Below are 13,673 nucleotides of genomic sequence, written 5' to 3' on the forward strand. Positions count from 1 at the left end.
CCCACCCACCTTGTTAGCCCAATGTTTGTTTTTTAACAAAAAAACCCACACTGGCCGCTACCTAGTTGGGGGTCTGGGAGGGGTGGTGGGGAGCCTGCAGGCGGAGCAGACTTATAGCTACTGATGACCTCAGTTACTTCATGGAATTCGGTTCAGTCGAAGGAGACGTGATGAGCACGAAAGTGGAGAAACGGATTGTGGTCGATGTACCGGTCAGCACCGCCTACAACCAGTGGACCCAGTTCGAGGAGTTTCCCCGCTTCATGGGTGGCGTGGACAGCGTGACCCGCCTCGGCAATGACCGACTCAAGTGGGTGGCCCACATCGGCGGGGTACGGCGGCACTGGGAAGCCAAGATCCTTGAGCAACTTCCCGGCCGGCGGGTGGCCTGGGCTGCGACTGAAGGCGTCACCAACTCCGGCGCCGTCGATTTCAGGGACGCCGGCAATAACCGGACCGAGCTCAGGCTGACCCTGGAGTACAAGCCGGCCGGGGTAGTGGAAAGGGTGGGTAGCCTGCTGCATGTGGTGGGCCGCCAGGCGGAACACGACCTGAAGGATTTCAAGGAATACATCGAACACCGGGACCGTGCCGCCCAGACCGGAACCACCGCGCCGGCCGGAACGACCACGCAGGCCGATGCCAAGGCGGCGGCCGAGCAGCCGCCCTACAACCGCTTCGCCCACCCGTTCGACCAGACCGGCGGCCTGGTGGACCTTGAGGGCGAGTCGGATGAGACGGCCGAGGGTGAAAGCCACAGTTCCGCTGAACGCCGGGCCCGCCGCAGCGGGGGTAACCTCCCGCCGATCGATGGGAGCATGGGCCAGCACTGAACCCGTCCCTTCCCAACTAAGTAGCGCCAAGTGTCGTTTTGGAGCCTCAAAACGACACTTAGCGCTACCTAGTTGGGGGAGTTGCTCTGGAAACCGGGCCACCCAAAAGGTATGTTGGTAAGCATGCTGATGATTTTTACCGACTTGTCAGCTTCCGGTGACACAGCGAAGGAGACGTTATGAGCACGAAGGTGGAAAAACGCATTCTGGTGAACGTACCGGTAAGCACTGCTTACAACCAGTGGACCCAGTTCGAGGAGTTCCCGCACTTCATGGGCGGCGTCAAGAGCGTGAAGCAGCTCAGTGACGACCGGCTCGAGTGGGTGGCCGAGATCGCCGGCATCCGCCGGCAGTGGGAAGCCAGGATCCTGGAGCAGGTCCCGGACCGCAAGGTGGCCTGGGCAGCTACCGACGGTGCCACGAACGCCGGGGCAGTCGAGTTCGAGGACGTCGGCGGCGGCCAGACCTCCCTGCAGCTGACGCTCGAATATGAGCCCGAAGGAATCATCGAAAAGGTGGGCGACAAGCTCAACGTTGTGGACCGCCAGGCCGAGGCGGACCTCAAGCGGTTCAAGGAATTCATCGAGGATGAGGGCTACGCCAGCGGAGCCTGGCGCGGCCGTGTGAGCTCCGGGGCGCCAGTCGGCACGCCCGGCGTGGAAGACGCCGCGGGATCGCTGGGCGATTCCGGCAAGGCCGGAGTGTCCGGCAAGGTGGCCGCGGGCGTGGGCGTCGCAGCGGCAGCGGGCGCAGCAGCCGCAATGGCCGGTTCAAAGAAGGACACGGCCGAGGGTGCGGACGTAACGGTCACCCCGGTGGACTCCGGGGAGCCTGTCACGGTCACGCCGATTCCAACGGACACAACAACCACGGAGGCGCCAACCGCTGCCGGCACGGTTTCGGGCACGACGGCGGCCGCAGGCTCCACCGGTTCGGTCGCCGACCTGGGCGATGACAGGATCGGCCACGCCTTCGACCAGACCAACGGCCTCGTGGACACCACCGGGGAGTCGGACGAGACGGTTGAGGGCGAGAACCTGAGCGCGGGCGAACGGCGCGGGGATGAGCGCCGGCCCGACGGCGGCCTGCCGCCCGTTGGCGGCAACCTCGGCCAGCACTAACACGGTGTAGCCGCAGCGCAACAGTGAGCGCCGCCCGCCTCCTTCCGGAGGCGGGCGGCGTTTTGCCCTGCCGGTGCCGGGTACTACTTCTCCGTGCCCGCGTACATCACGGCGGGCGCTGCCGGAGCCTCCATACCCTCGCCGATGAAGAAGCTCGGGTGCGGCGGCTGGTTGTAGCCGACCGTCTCGCGGGCCACCCCGGTCCGGTACATCGGATCGTGCATCAGGGTGCGGAGCCGGACCCCGGTGGGCGAGGTGGTGGTGTAGATCCGCAGCTCAGTGCTGTCCGACGACGGGAAGGCCAGTTCCTCGCGCCAGTCACCCAGGAGGTCCGCCTGGAGCGACGGGTTGCCCTTCGTGTGGTTGTTGGTCCGGGCGCCGGTGGCCGTGAGCAGCCTGTCGCTGGACCCGGCCTCCCAGTTCCACTTCGAAATGGTGGGCACGCCCATGCCGGCAGTGGCGTCGAAGTCGTGGTCCACGATCTCGCGGAGGAGGTCCCCGTCCCACCAGGCCATGAAGTTGGCTGCCGGGATCTTCTCGGCGATCAGTTCGCCCTTCGCTGACATGAGCTGGCCGCGCGGCGAGTTCCAGGACGCATCGCCGCCAACGGCCCAGCTTTCCGAGCCGGGGAACCGGGGGTCGATGTCGCCGGTGGCGCCGCGGCCGGTGTCCTTGACGGCGGGAATGCTCCAGAGCACTTCACCGGTGCCCGCGTCGCGGAAGGTGGCGCCGCGGTTACCGCTGGCTGACATGCTCTCGTGCACGGCGAACGTTTCCAACCCCGGCCGCGAGGGGTCAAGGTCCCCCGTGTGGATGGCGTCGCCATGGCCCAGTCTGGAGTTGTAAAGGGGCGTGCCGTCGTCGTCAATGGTCATGGAGCCGAAGACGAATTCGTCCTTGCCATCCTGGTCCACGTCAGCCACGGAGAGGTTGTGGTTACCCTGGCCCCCGTACTGGGCTCCGGCAATGTCCGAGTCGAAGGTCCAGCGCTTGACCAGCTTGCCGTCCACGAGGTCGTAGGTGACCAGGACCGTGCGCGTGTAGTAGCCGCGGCTGAACATCAGGGACGGCTTTTCGCCGTCGAGGTAGGCGACGCCGGCCAGGAAGCGGTCCACGCGGTTGCCGTAGCCGTCGCCCCAGGCGGAGACGCTGCCGCGCGGCGGATCGTAGGCAACGGTGTCCATGATGGTGCCGGTGGCGCCGTTGAACACGGTGAGGAATTCCGGCCCGGACAGGACATAGCCGGCGCTGTTCCGGTGGTCCGCTGCGGGGTCCCCGATCACGGTTCCGGCCGCGTCCGTGGTGCCGTCCGCAGTCTTGAAGGCCACTTCGCCTTTGCCGTCGCCGTCGAAGTCGTAGGCCAGCATCTGGGTGTAGTGGGCGCCGGCACGGATGTTGCGTCCCAGGTCGATGCGCCACATCCTGGTGCCGTCCATCTTGTAGGCGTCCACGTACACATTCCCGGTGAAGCCGGACTTGGAGTTGTCCTGGGCGTTGGACGGGTTCCAGAGCTGGATGATTTCGTAGGTGCCGTCGCCGTCCAGGTCCGCCACACTCGAGTCATTGGCGGAGTAGGTGTACGGCTTGCCGTCCTTGCTGACGCCGTCGGCGGGCTTGTCCAGCTTGATGGCCAGGTAGTTTTCGGCCAGCGGCGTGACTTCGGCGCTGAGCTTGTCCTGCCCGCTGCCGTTGCCCACCGTCATGATGACGTACCTGGAAGCCGCCGTGCCGGCCGGATCAACATAGGTGGTGGTGTTGCGGATGGGCTCGTCGGTGAGCTGGACGCCGTCGCGGATCACATGGAAGCCCACACTGTCCTGGTCCAGGCCAAGCATGCGCCAGCCCAGCGTGACGCCCTGGTCCGTGAGCACGGCGACGGGCGCCCGGTCCAGGTTCTCCACCTGGCGCTTCAGTTCAGTCTTGCCGGACTGACCGGGTGCGGTATTGGGGTTGGCCTGCGCCAGCGGCACGCCGGTGAGCGCCAGGGCGGCGGCCGTGAGCGATGCCGCCGCGGCTTGGGGGGCCGCTTTCCAGGCGCGGCCCGCACGGGTTGAAGGGGAACGTTTCGAGGGATAAGCCAAAAGTACATCTCCTTTGATGCGGCGGCAGCTGAGTCTGCCGCACGACAGTTTGGAACGTTTCATTGCAGGCCAAAATCCACCATTCACGAAGGGAGGGCGAGGTTTGTGAGCTGGTAGAAAGCGTTTTCTGCCCTTAACTTCTATCAGCGCTTTACAAGCCCGGTCAAGGCCTCGACGGGAGCAAATGGGAGATATTGTTCCGTTGAGTTCAGTTCGCGCCGGCCTCGCCGCGCGGCCGGCCCGCTGCCGCCTGCAGGAGCGGCAGCGTCCTGGCGGGCATGACCTCCACCAGGGACATGGCCGTGCTTGTGCGTACGACGCCGGCAATCGCCAGCATGCTGCGGGTGACCCTATGGAGGTCGGCCGGGTCCTTCGCGGCAACTTTCGCGAGCAGGTCGGCATCGCCGGTGGTGGCGTGCATCTCGATGATTTCCGGGATGGTGCGCAGTGCCGCCATGGCCTCATCGCTGGCGGACTGGCTGATGGAGATCGAGATGAAGGCGATCAGCGGCAGCCCGAGGGCGCCGGTGCGGACGCGCTGGCTGAACGGGGCCAGGCTGCCGTCGTTGACCAGGCGCCGGAGCCGCGCGTGCACGGTGTTGCGGGCCACGCCCAACGTCCGCGACAGGGACAGGACCGTCGCCTGCGGGTCTGCGTCCATGGCCAGGAGGATTTCGGCGTCCAAGGCATCGATGAGGTGCATGGTGAGCATTTTGTCATATTGCCCCTCCTTCAGCGCCCGTTTCTGTCCTGCCTGGTTAGCCTGTGTTGCGCAAATGCCCCGCGCTGCCCCACGATGCCTTCATGGCCACCATCCTTCCCCAGGCACCGGCACCAGAGGTGCGTTCCGCCGTCGCAAACCTCCCCGCGTACGTTGCCGGGAGGAGTGCAGAAACGGCCCTGACTGCCGCCCTCGCTTCGAACGAGAGCCACTTCGATCCCCTGCCCTCGGTCGTCGAGGTGATCTCTGCCGAGGCGGGCAGGATCCACCGGTACCCCAGCATGGGCGCCGTGGACGTCCGTGACGCGATCGCGCGCCACCTCTCCGTGTCCGCGGATGAGGTTGCTGCCGGGCCGGGAAGTTCCGGGGTGCTGCAGCAGATCATTTCCGCGCTATGTGGCCACGGCGACGAGGTGGTTTTCGCGTGGCGTTCCTTTGAGGCCTACCCCATCCTGGTGACGGTGGCCGGCGCCGTGCCTGTCCCCGTCCCACTCCGCGACGACGAGCACCACGACCTTCCCGCCATGGCCGCTGCCGTCACCGCGCGGACGCGTCTGGTCATCCTCTGTTCCCCCAACAACCCCACCGGCGTGTCCATCCCGGCGGACGCGCTGGAGGAATTCCTCGGAGCCGTGCCGCCGCACGTCCTGGTGGTGCTGGACGAGGCCTACATCGAATTCCAACGGGGCCCCGGCTTGGATTCCCTGGAACTCTACCGCCGGCACCCGAACCTGTGTGTCCTGCGGACCTTCTCGAAAGCCTACGGACTGGCCGGGCTGCGGATTGGCTACGCCATCGCCCGCCCGGCCGTGGCTGAGGGGCTGCGGCGCACCGCCATTCCATTCGGCGTCAACCGCATGGCGCAGGCCGCCGCGGTGGCGTCGCTGGAGGCGCAGGTTGAGATCCGGGAAAGGACCGATGCGGTGGCGGAGGAGCGCACCCGGGTTGTTTCCTCCTTGCGCCAGTCCGGCTGGACTGTCCCGGACAGCCAGGCCAATTTCTACTGGCTGCGGGCATCTGACGGGCTGCGGGAACAGATCCTTGCAGCGCTTTCCGACGCCGACATCCTTGCGCGGGGATACGCGGGCGACGGCGTCCGGGTCACCTTGGCGGACAGGGAAACGAACAACCGGGTGCTCGCCGTGCTCGCGGACCGCGGGCGGTTTGCCGTCCAGTGAGCACGCCAACCGCGACACCCGAAACCACCACCGCCCCAACCACACCGGACGCGGGGACGGCGGCACCCAGCCCCGTGCCGCCGTCGGCCGTCCGCCATTCCGCCGTCGAAGATGTCCTGGGCATCCTCACGGGTGCCTTCGCCGCCTCGCTGGGACTGTTCCTGCTCAAGTCCAGCGAGGCCGTCACGGGCGGCACGGCGGGCCTGGCCCTGCTGCTCAGCTACTCCCTCCCGGCTTCTTTCGGCGTCATCTTCATGGCGGTGAACGCGCCGTTCTTTGCCCTGGCGGTCTGGAAGAAGGGCTGGAACTTTGCCCTCCGGACCGGGGCCGCCATTGGGCTGGTCTCGGCCATGTCCGGCCTGCACCCGCGGGCCCTCGGTGCCCTGCACATCGACCCGGTGTACGGGGTGCTGGGCGGCAATCTGCTCGCCGGCGTCGGCCTGCTGATCCTGTTCCGGCACCAGTCCAGCCTGGGCGGCTTCAGCATCCTGGCCCTGCTGCTGCAGGAGAAGCTGAAGTGGCGCGCCGGGTACGTCCAAATGGTGCTGGACGTGGCAATCGTCCTGGCCGCGCTGGCCGTGGTGGCTCCCCTGATGGTGCTGCTCTCCGCCGCCGGAGCCGTCCTCCTGAACTTCATCCTCGCCCTGAACCACCGCCCGGGACGCTACCTGGGAAAGTGACCGCCGGTCCGCCGATTTATTCCCGGACCAGCCCTGAAATATCTTCGCGCAAGCCGCTGTTGCCCGGGACATGACAACAATCGGAATCATCGGTGCAGGACTTATTGGAAGCCAGATTGCCCGGAAGGCGGTGGAGCTGGGCTACGACGTAGTCATCAGCAACTCCCGCGGCCCTGAAACGCTGGCCGGACTGGTGGCGGAACTCGGCCCGAACGCCCGGGCCGCAACGCCTGCGGAGGCGGCGGCCGGCGATTTCGCCGTCGTCGCCGTTCCGCTGAAGAACTACAGGGACGTCCCGGCTGAACCGCTGGCCGGCAAGATCGTGATCGACGCCAACAACTACTACTGGGAACGGGACGGACGCATCCCGGCCCTGGACAACGGCGAGGCCACCACGTCCGGGCTGCTCCAGGAACACCTGCGCGACTCGAAGGTGGCCAAGGGCTTCAACCACATTATGGCCGCCGAGATCACCACGGACGGGAAGCCTTCCGCAGCCGGGGACCGGCGCGCCCTGGCAACGGCCAGCGACCATCCGGAGGCCGCCGAACTGGTCACCCGCCTTTATGACGAGTTCGGCTTCGATACCGTGAACATCGGCCTCCTGGAGGACAGCTGGCGCGTGGAGCGGGACCGCCCCGCGTACGTTGTCCGGCAGGACGCCGCCGAGCTGAAGGAAAACCTGGGCAAGGCGACCCGGACCCCCTGACGGCACGCAAGACCCGCAAACTGGCTGGCAGCAAACGTCGCGAAATCGTGTTTTGGCGACGCTAACTGCCAGCCAGTCGGGAAGCTAGTCCCGCGCGGGGACGAGGACTACCTCGAACTCGGTTGCGGGCTGGCCGAACTTCGCGTTCACGGCTGCGAGGGTGTTGCCGAACTTGGCAATCGTGGTGGGGACGTTGAAGGCGGGGCTGGTGATGACGTCCCCTACAACCCCGGACGAAAGGTCACTGGCGAGCTTGATCCTGCTGATCCGGTTCTTCTGGTTCTGGACTGCCCACAGCTGGCGGCCTTGGACCAGGATGCCGTCCACGTTGGGCACATCAAAGCCCCCAATCCGGGCTGTAGCGGCGGTCCCTGAATCCACGCCGTCAGGGTCCACGGTGAACAGCGCCCCAAATGCCGAGTGCGCCAGGATCAGGGTCTTGCCGCCGTTGACGGCGGCGATGCCGTTGGGTCCGAAGCCGGTCCAAGGGTCCGCCGCAGGTCCCGTCAAGGTGACCGTTTCCACCTCCCCCAGCCCGCCGTCCTTGTCCACCGGCAGGAAGTACAGCTCCGCCGCGAACGAGTTGGTGAACCATGCGCCGTCCTTGGTCAGGGTGACGTCGTTGATGAACGCGTCCTGCCCGGCAGCCAGGTGGACCACGCCGACCGTGTCGCCTGTGTCCGTGCTGTAAACGTAGGCGTCACCGGTACCGCCGCCGGCAACAAAGAGGAGGTCGTGCGTGACGTCCGCCTTCATGCCGATTGCCGCCCTGCCGTCCGGCGCGTCGATAAACAGTCCGGCAGTGTCGTCGCGGATGTCGCCGCGGTAGATGTCTCCGTTGAGGCGGTCACCGGCATAGAAGGTGGTGCCCTCACCGGCTGCTATGCCTTCGGTGCCTGTCGCCCCCTCCAACACAATTACGCCGTCCCCGGAGGGCGGTGAGGCAGTTGCCGGTACTGCGGCGGGAACGATCAGGGCTACCAATGCAAAAACTCCGACGGCGGCACGGCGTTGTACGGTTCGGCGCATGATGCTTCCTTGGTTTTGGGCTCTTGCGCGGGGCCGATCTGCGGCAGCTCCGCACGATGGTGTTGCCAGTCTAGGCACCTGCAGGGAACCCGCCAAGACATCGGGGCCCCCGTTCTGCTTACAATCGAAACCTCAATCAACTACTGAGGGACCGATGAAGAAACTCGCCACAGCCCTGATCGCCGCCGGCCTCGTTGTCTCCGCAACGGCCTGCACCGCCTCGAACCAGCTCACCACCGCGGAAACCTGCGAGCGGATCCAGTCCGTTGTGTCGAACCCGGCCAACAACGCCGGCAAGACCGGCATGAACCGCCTGGCCAACCAGATCCGTCCGATCCACGCCGTCGCCTCGGACGACCTCAAGGGTGCCCTTGCATCCATCCTCGCGTACACGGATGAGCAGGCCAAGGAAACGCCGGACGAGGCAAAGCTTGGCGAGCTCCAGTCCGGCTACGAGGAAGCCGGCGCCACCTACAGCCAGTTCTGCAGCTGATTCCCGGCCGATTCCGGATGGCTTGCCGCGCGCTTTCCGCCGGGTCCGGTCACGTGAGGGTGGCCGGATCCGTGTTGGCGCCGCACAGGATGACCGCCACGCGTTCGCCCACGCCCGGGAGGTAGGCGCCGGACGTCAGCGCGGCATAAGCGGCAGCGGCGCCGTGTTCCACGATGATCCGGTAGTCCTCCCACAGCTTTTGGCGGGCTTCGATGATGTCGGCGTCGGACACCAGGACGCTTTCGACGCCGGCGCGGACCGCCACGGAGAAGCCGATGTCGCCGATGCGGCGGGCACCGAGGGAATCCGCCGCCACGCCTGATACCGGGACGTCAACAGGCGCTCCGGCGGCCAACGCTGAGTGCAGCGTCGGTGCCGTCTCCGGCTCCACCGCCACCACTTTGGCCCGGCCCTCGACTGCCGCCGCGATTCCCGCCATCAGGCCGCCGCCGCCCACGGCAACCAGGACGGTATCCAGCCCGCCCACCTGGTCCAGGAGCTCGAGCCCTACCGTTCCGGCTCCGGCGGCTATTTCGGGCTGGTCATAGGCGTGGCAGTAAACCGCCCCGGTTTCCCTGGCGTGCTTGACGGCCGCCTGGTACGCCTCCGCGTACTCCGCCCCGCCCTGCACCACTGCCGCGCCGATGGCCTTGAGTTTGCGGACCTTCACTGCGGGCGCGGCGGCGGGGACGAACACGGCAGCGGGGACGCCCAGCTGTGCGGCTGCGTAGGCGTTGGCCAGTCCGGCGTTGCCGCCGGAGGCCACCACGATGCCGACATCCGGCTTAAGCTCGCCGCGTTCCCTGGCAGCCAAGACCCTGTTGAGGGCGCCACGGGCCTTGAACGTTCCGGTGTGCTGCATATATTCGCATTTGAACCACACCGGGCCGGGGAAGACTTTAGGGTCGCTTTCGAGGACAGGCGTTATGCGGGTGAGGCCGGAGATCCTTCGTGCTGCCTGTTCCACGTCGGCACGGGTAATCATTGCTGCGCTTAGACCTCGTCGTCCCAGGTTCCCGGCTCCTGCAGGGCATCCTCGGGCTTGTGTTCCCGGGGCGGTTCGCCGCTGCCCGTGTAGGACGCCGGCACGGTTCCTGCAGCATGTGCCTGCTGCTCTTCCCGGATGTTGCCGGCACCGGGCAGTTCCGGGTGCTGGCCGCCCTGCGGGGCCTGCTTGGCTGCGCTGGCTTCCCCGGCTTCGTCCGGATCTCCCGGGCCCCGAAGGTCTGCGGTGTTCTGCGGCTCGTCGTTGCTAGCAGTCATGGTTCTGCCTTTCGCTTGGGAACTGCGGTGTTTGGCGGGGATATACCCGTACCGCTCTCCACCCTACGGGCTGGCCTCTTCGGGCCGCCGGAAGCTGTGAGATGGCGCCCATAACCTGTGAATTGCGACTCCGCCGGGACTTCCGGAGCGTACCCTGCGTTAACACGATGGCGAAAGGAGGCCACATGATCATTGTCCTGACCGGGATTGACGGTTCGGGAAAGTCCACGGCCGCCCAAGCCCTGGTGTCAGCCGTTGCGGCTGAAGGCGGCCGCGTACTGCTGCTCAACAACCACGCAGGCCGGCGCAGCATGTCCGTCCTGGCCGCGAAGCTTGGGATCCGCCCGCCCAGCCGTGTGGCGGACGCCGTGGAAACCACGTTCAGGGTGTGGAACGTGTTGGTGAACCACCTGCGTGCCAGCCGCTTTGACGGCCTGGTGGTGATGGACCGGCACCTGTATTGCCAGCTGGCCCTCCGGGAAACGAAAGGACTGGGACGCGGCCGCCTACTCCCCTGGCTGCTGGATAAGCTTCCCGCTCCCGAGGCTGTCGTGCATCTTGAGGTGGACCCGCTCCTGGCGCACCACCGTATCGTCTCCCGCGGTACCGACTCCGAGACGCTGGACGACCTGGTTGCCTTCGACCGCGGGTACCGCCAGCTGCCGGAATTCACCGGCTTCCTGAAGGTTGACGCGTCGGTGCCCGCCCCGGAGCTGGCGCAGCGCCTGGCGGGCGTCATCCGCCAACTGACGCCCTCGACGGCGGCAGCCCAGCCGGCGCTCCACGGTGACTAGCGCTCCACGGTGACTGGCGCCGCACGGACAAAGGGCGGGCGGACCCACAGTCCGCCCGCCCTCCCCAAAAGGCAGCCCTGGCGCGACAACGCCTTAGCGCGATGAAGTCGGCGACGCCGAGGACGTCGCGCTGCCCGTCGACTCGCTCTTCGTTGCCGTAGGTGAGGCCGAACCGCCCGGCGAGGACGTACTGGTGGAACGGGACGTGCTGGTGGACGTCGGGCTGGAAGTCCCGCTGCCGCCGTCGGCCTTCTTCAGCACCTGGTTGATGAGGTCCTCCAGCTCCTTCCGGTCCGGGTCGCCGAGGTTGGCGCCGCTCTTGGTGGCAACCACCAGCAGCCGCCCCTGGGCAGCGGAGACCTGCATCAGCTTCTGCTGGTTTTCGCCGCTGCGGGTGCTCATCGTGGCGAAGGTCTTCTCGGCGTCAGTCTCTGCCTTCACCTCCTCGCTGGTGACCTCGTACTTTTGTCCCAGCGCCTCTACGGAGAACTTGGCACACTTGTCCATCTTGCCGCTGATGTCACTGAGCACCTTCACGGCGTCCGGCCCCTCGCTGCCTGACTGGGCGGACAGGCTGCGGGGCTGGTCCCCCTCAGAAAGCGCCACGGCCACGTCGCCGCTTTCCACCTTGTCCAGCAGCCCGGCCGTGGCGATGTCCTTGCAGTCTGCAGGATCCACGTTTGCGGTGCTCAGGAGCAGGCTGGCGATGTTTCCGCCCTGGTCCACCTGTTCCTTGGAATACAGCTTCAGCTCATTGCCGTCGTCATCAGTCAAGCCGGAGATCAGGTCGCGGAGCTCATCCTCGCTGTAAACCTTCGCCTCAGCCGTAGCGGACGCCGAAGCCGTCTCCGAAGCCGATGGGCTGGCAGCACCACCACCGCCGCCGCCCGTACAACCGGCCAACGCAATCATCGCTGCTGTCAACACTCCAAGCGCAGGTACTTTTCGCATCAGGTACAACCCCTTACAAGAAATAGAAAGCATGCTTAGTGTTCCTAGCCTAAGGGATTCAAACCTCCGCGGGAAATATCCGGCACAAGTCCGGCGGGTCGCCGGGCCAAAGGATCCGCCGGCCAGGCGTCCATATGGAATAATCCGTTTCAGTGGTCCTTACCGGACCGCTCCACGGATCGGAGGGGGCACACGTGCCAGCCACAGCACCACCAGCGGGCAGCGCTGCGCCAGCCGGCCCGGGCATCAACAACTCCCAGGTCCCCAAGCATGAGCAGCTGCGCCTGATCATCCTGAAGCTGGCCAAGGACGAACTGGAACCGGGCGCCCGCCTGCCCAGCGAGCGTACCCTCATGGACACCTACGGCGTCAGCAGGATTACCGTCCGGGCCGCCATCGGCCGCCTGGTCAACGAAGGGCACCTGGTCCGGGTCCCGGCGAAGGGCACCTATGTGGCGGACTCTCCCGTGCAGTCCACCCTGCACCTGGCCTCCTTCACACAGGAGATGGAAGCCATGGGCCACGTTCCCAGCACCGTCGTGCTTGTGGCCGAGGCCGCCGCAGCCCCGGATGACACCGCGGAAGCGCTGAGCCTGGAGCCAGGGTCGGAAGCGATCCACCTCCGGCGCCTCCGGTTGGCGGATGGCCGGCCAGTAAGCGTTGATGACGCCTGGTACAACCCGGAGCACGCGGCGGGGCTGCTGGATATCGACCTGACGGGGTCCGTCTACAAGGCGCTGGCAGCGCAGTTCGGCCACCAAATCGACAGGGCACGGCAAAGCGTGCGGTCCGAGGGCGCGCCGGCGGACGTCGGGGCGCTCCTCGGCACGGGAACCGGGGCGCCGGTACTGGCATTCGACCGCGTCTCGTATTCAGGCCACTTGGCTATTGAGCATTCGCGGTCCTGGTACCGTTCCGACCGCTACTCCCTCACCATGGAAGTTCGGCTCTAGCCGCCGTCCGGCCCGGGCCAATAGACACTTCGGGCGCTGTTAGTCCATCCGGAACAGGCCGGAACCGGCGGCCACCCCGCCGGACACGACGAGGGTTGCGGTGTCCGGCTTGGAGTCAAGCACGACGACGGGACTCACCAGCGAATACCCCGCAGCAAGGGCGGCGGCGGGGTCCACATGCATGACAGGGTCACCGGCGCCGACGGTGTCCCCCTGGGCTATGAGCAGCTTGAAGCCTTCGCCCTTGAGCTTGACGGTATCGATGCCCACGTGGGTCAGCACGCCGCGCCCTGACGACTCAACCACCACAAAGGCGTGGGGCAGGAGCTTTACCACCTTCCCCGACACCGGGGACACGACGTCGAACGCTTCCCCGGCCGGCGGCTCGACCGCCGCACCCGCGCCCACCATCTGGCCCGCGAAGACCGGATCCGGAACCTCGGCCAGGGGAACAACCGTGCCGCCAATGGGCGCGTGGACAACAAGCGACGGCATCAGAGCAGGTCCTCGATGTCTTCGGCAAGCATGTCGGCCTCGGGTCCCACAATGACCTGGACGGCCGTGCCGGCGGTCAGCACCCCGTGCGCTCCGGCAGCCTTCAAGGATGCCTCATTGACCAGGGAGGAATCCTTGACTTCCGTGCGGAGGCGCGTGATGCACGCCTCGACCTCCACGATGTTGCCGGCTCCGCCCAGGCCTTCAATGATTTGTTGTGCTTTGGACATGGCTGCCCTTTCTGACGGTGCCCACGGGGGCACTTCTTCAGCACCGGGCCGGCGGCCCAGGTGCGACCAGTCACGGCTTGTCCCGCCGGACATTTGGATAACCGCGGGGTTTTCCTCATGCCTTGACAGGGTCCGTGGGATG

At 66.5% G+C, this 13,673-nt stretch carries 16 protein-coding genes; 8 read left to right on the forward strand and 8 right to left on the reverse strand.

Going from position 1 to position 13,673, the window contains the following annotated elements; translation table 11 throughout:
* The first annotated feature begins 170 nt into the window (after window positions 1-170).
* On the forward strand, window positions 171-833 hold the full coding sequence (locus ACQ3DC_RS05380) for an SRPBCC family protein (RefSeq protein ID WP_430751745.1): 663 nt from the start codon (window positions 171-173) through the stop codon (window positions 831-833).
* A gap of 179 nt (window positions 834-1,012) precedes the next feature.
* Window positions 1,013-1,954 (forward strand): SRPBCC family protein, encoded by a 942-nt coding sequence (locus ACQ3DC_RS05385; protein ID WP_323057469.1) that lies wholly within the window; start codon window positions 1,013-1,015, stop codon window positions 1,952-1,954.
* 83 nt (window positions 1,955-2,037) lie between these two features.
* Here the strand turns inward: ACQ3DC_RS05385 and ACQ3DC_RS05390 are convergent, their stop codons facing one another.
* Window positions 2,038-4,035 carry a rhamnogalacturonan lyase gene (locus ACQ3DC_RS05390; RefSeq protein WP_323057470.1) on the reverse strand — a complete coding sequence of 666 codons (1,998 nt, stop codon included), beginning with the start codon at window positions 4,033-4,035 and terminating at the stop codon, window positions 2,038-2,040.
* 208 nt (window positions 4,036-4,243) lie between these two features.
* The gene (locus ACQ3DC_RS05395) at window positions 4,244-4,747 is read right to left on the reverse strand and encodes an Lrp/AsnC family transcriptional regulator (protein WP_323057471.1); all 504 of its coding nucleotides are present in this window, start codon (window positions 4,745-4,747) and stop codon (window positions 4,244-4,246) included.
* Between the two features lie 92 nt (window positions 4,748-4,839).
* Between ACQ3DC_RS05395 and hisC the strand changes: the two genes are divergently transcribed.
* The 3 genes from hisC (at window position 4,840) to ACQ3DC_RS05410 (ending at window position 7,323) form a co-directional block, all read left to right on the forward strand.
* Window positions 4,840-5,934: a histidinol-phosphate transaminase gene (gene hisC, locus ACQ3DC_RS05400; RefSeq protein WP_323057472.1), complete on the forward strand. Its 1,095-nt coding sequence runs from the start codon at window positions 4,840-4,842 to the stop codon at window positions 5,932-5,934.
* Window positions 5,931-6,614: a YitT family protein gene (locus ACQ3DC_RS05405; RefSeq protein WP_416235552.1), complete on the forward strand. Its 684-nt coding sequence runs from the start codon at window positions 5,931-5,933 to the stop codon at window positions 6,612-6,614. The genes hisC and ACQ3DC_RS05405 overlap by 4 nt, the downstream gene beginning before the upstream one ends.
* A 70-nt stretch (window positions 6,615-6,684) precedes the next feature.
* Entirely contained in the window at window positions 6,685-7,323 is a 639-nt protein-coding gene (locus tag ACQ3DC_RS05410) for an NADPH-dependent F420 reductase (RefSeq protein WP_323057473.1), read from the forward strand.
* Between the two features lie 84 nt (window positions 7,324-7,407).
* Here the strand turns inward: ACQ3DC_RS05410 and ACQ3DC_RS05415 are convergent, their stop codons facing one another.
* Window positions 7,408-8,352, reverse strand: coding sequence for a hypothetical protein (locus tag ACQ3DC_RS05415; protein ID WP_323057474.1), 945 nt, complete (start codon window positions 8,350-8,352; stop codon window positions 7,408-7,410).
* A gap of 154 nt (window positions 8,353-8,506) precedes the next feature.
* Here ACQ3DC_RS05415 and ACQ3DC_RS05420 point away from each other — a divergent pair, with 154 nt between their 5' ends.
* Complete coding sequence (locus ACQ3DC_RS05420; RefSeq protein ID WP_157240708.1) at window positions 8,507-8,845, forward strand: hypothetical protein; 339 nt, start codon at window positions 8,507-8,509, stop codon at window positions 8,843-8,845.
* Window positions 8,846-8,894: 49 nt separating this feature from the next.
* On the opposite strand, the gene ACQ3DC_RS05425 is transcribed toward ACQ3DC_RS05420, so the two are convergent.
* A complete protein-coding gene (locus ACQ3DC_RS05425; protein ID WP_323057475.1) occupies window positions 8,895-9,830 on the reverse strand; it encodes a threonine/serine dehydratase in 936 nt (311 codons plus the stop codon).
* Window positions 9,831-9,838: 8 nt separating this feature from the next.
* Window positions 9,839-10,108 (reverse strand): hypothetical protein, encoded by a 270-nt coding sequence (locus ACQ3DC_RS05430; RefSeq protein ID WP_157240704.1) that lies wholly within the window; start codon window positions 10,106-10,108, stop codon window positions 9,839-9,841.
* 185 nt (window positions 10,109-10,293) lie between these two features.
* Here ACQ3DC_RS05430 and ACQ3DC_RS05435 point away from each other — a divergent pair, with 185 nt between their 5' ends.
* The gene (locus ACQ3DC_RS05435; RefSeq protein WP_323057476.1) at window positions 10,294-10,902 is read left to right on the forward strand and encodes a thymidylate kinase; all 609 of its coding nucleotides are present in this window, start codon (window positions 10,294-10,296) and stop codon (window positions 10,900-10,902) included.
* Between the two features lie 93 nt (window positions 10,903-10,995).
* Here the strand turns inward: ACQ3DC_RS05435 and ACQ3DC_RS05440 are convergent, their stop codons facing one another.
* Window positions 10,996-11,853, reverse strand: a complete 858-nt coding sequence (locus ACQ3DC_RS05440) for a hypothetical protein (protein ID WP_323057477.1) — start codon at window positions 11,851-11,853, stop codon at window positions 10,996-10,998.
* A 194-nt stretch (window positions 11,854-12,047) separates the two neighbouring features.
* Between ACQ3DC_RS05440 and ACQ3DC_RS05445 the strand changes: the two genes are divergently transcribed.
* A complete protein-coding gene (locus ACQ3DC_RS05445) occupies window positions 12,048-12,806 on the forward strand; it encodes a GntR family transcriptional regulator (RefSeq protein WP_323057478.1) in 759 nt (252 codons plus the stop codon).
* Between the two features lie 39 nt (window positions 12,807-12,845).
* Here ACQ3DC_RS05445 and ACQ3DC_RS05450 read toward each other — a convergent pair whose 3' ends face one another.
* Together ACQ3DC_RS05450 and ACQ3DC_RS05455 are read right to left on the reverse strand one after the other, a co-directional pair.
* The gene (locus ACQ3DC_RS05450; RefSeq protein WP_157240701.1) at window positions 12,846-13,301 is read right to left on the reverse strand and encodes a PTS sugar transporter subunit IIA; all 456 of its coding nucleotides are present in this window, start codon (window positions 13,299-13,301) and stop codon (window positions 12,846-12,848) included.
* A complete protein-coding gene (locus tag ACQ3DC_RS05455) occupies window positions 13,301-13,531 on the reverse strand; it encodes a glucose PTS transporter subunit EIIB (protein WP_157240699.1) in 231 nt (76 codons plus the stop codon). The genes ACQ3DC_RS05450 and ACQ3DC_RS05455 overlap by 1 nt, the downstream gene beginning before the upstream one ends.
* Window positions 13,532-13,673 lie beyond the last annotated feature (142 nt).

This window comes from Paenarthrobacter sp. NEAU-H11, assembly GCF_050573415.1.
Classification (GTDB): domain Bacteria; phylum Actinomycetota; class Actinomycetes; order Actinomycetales; family Micrococcaceae; genus Arthrobacter.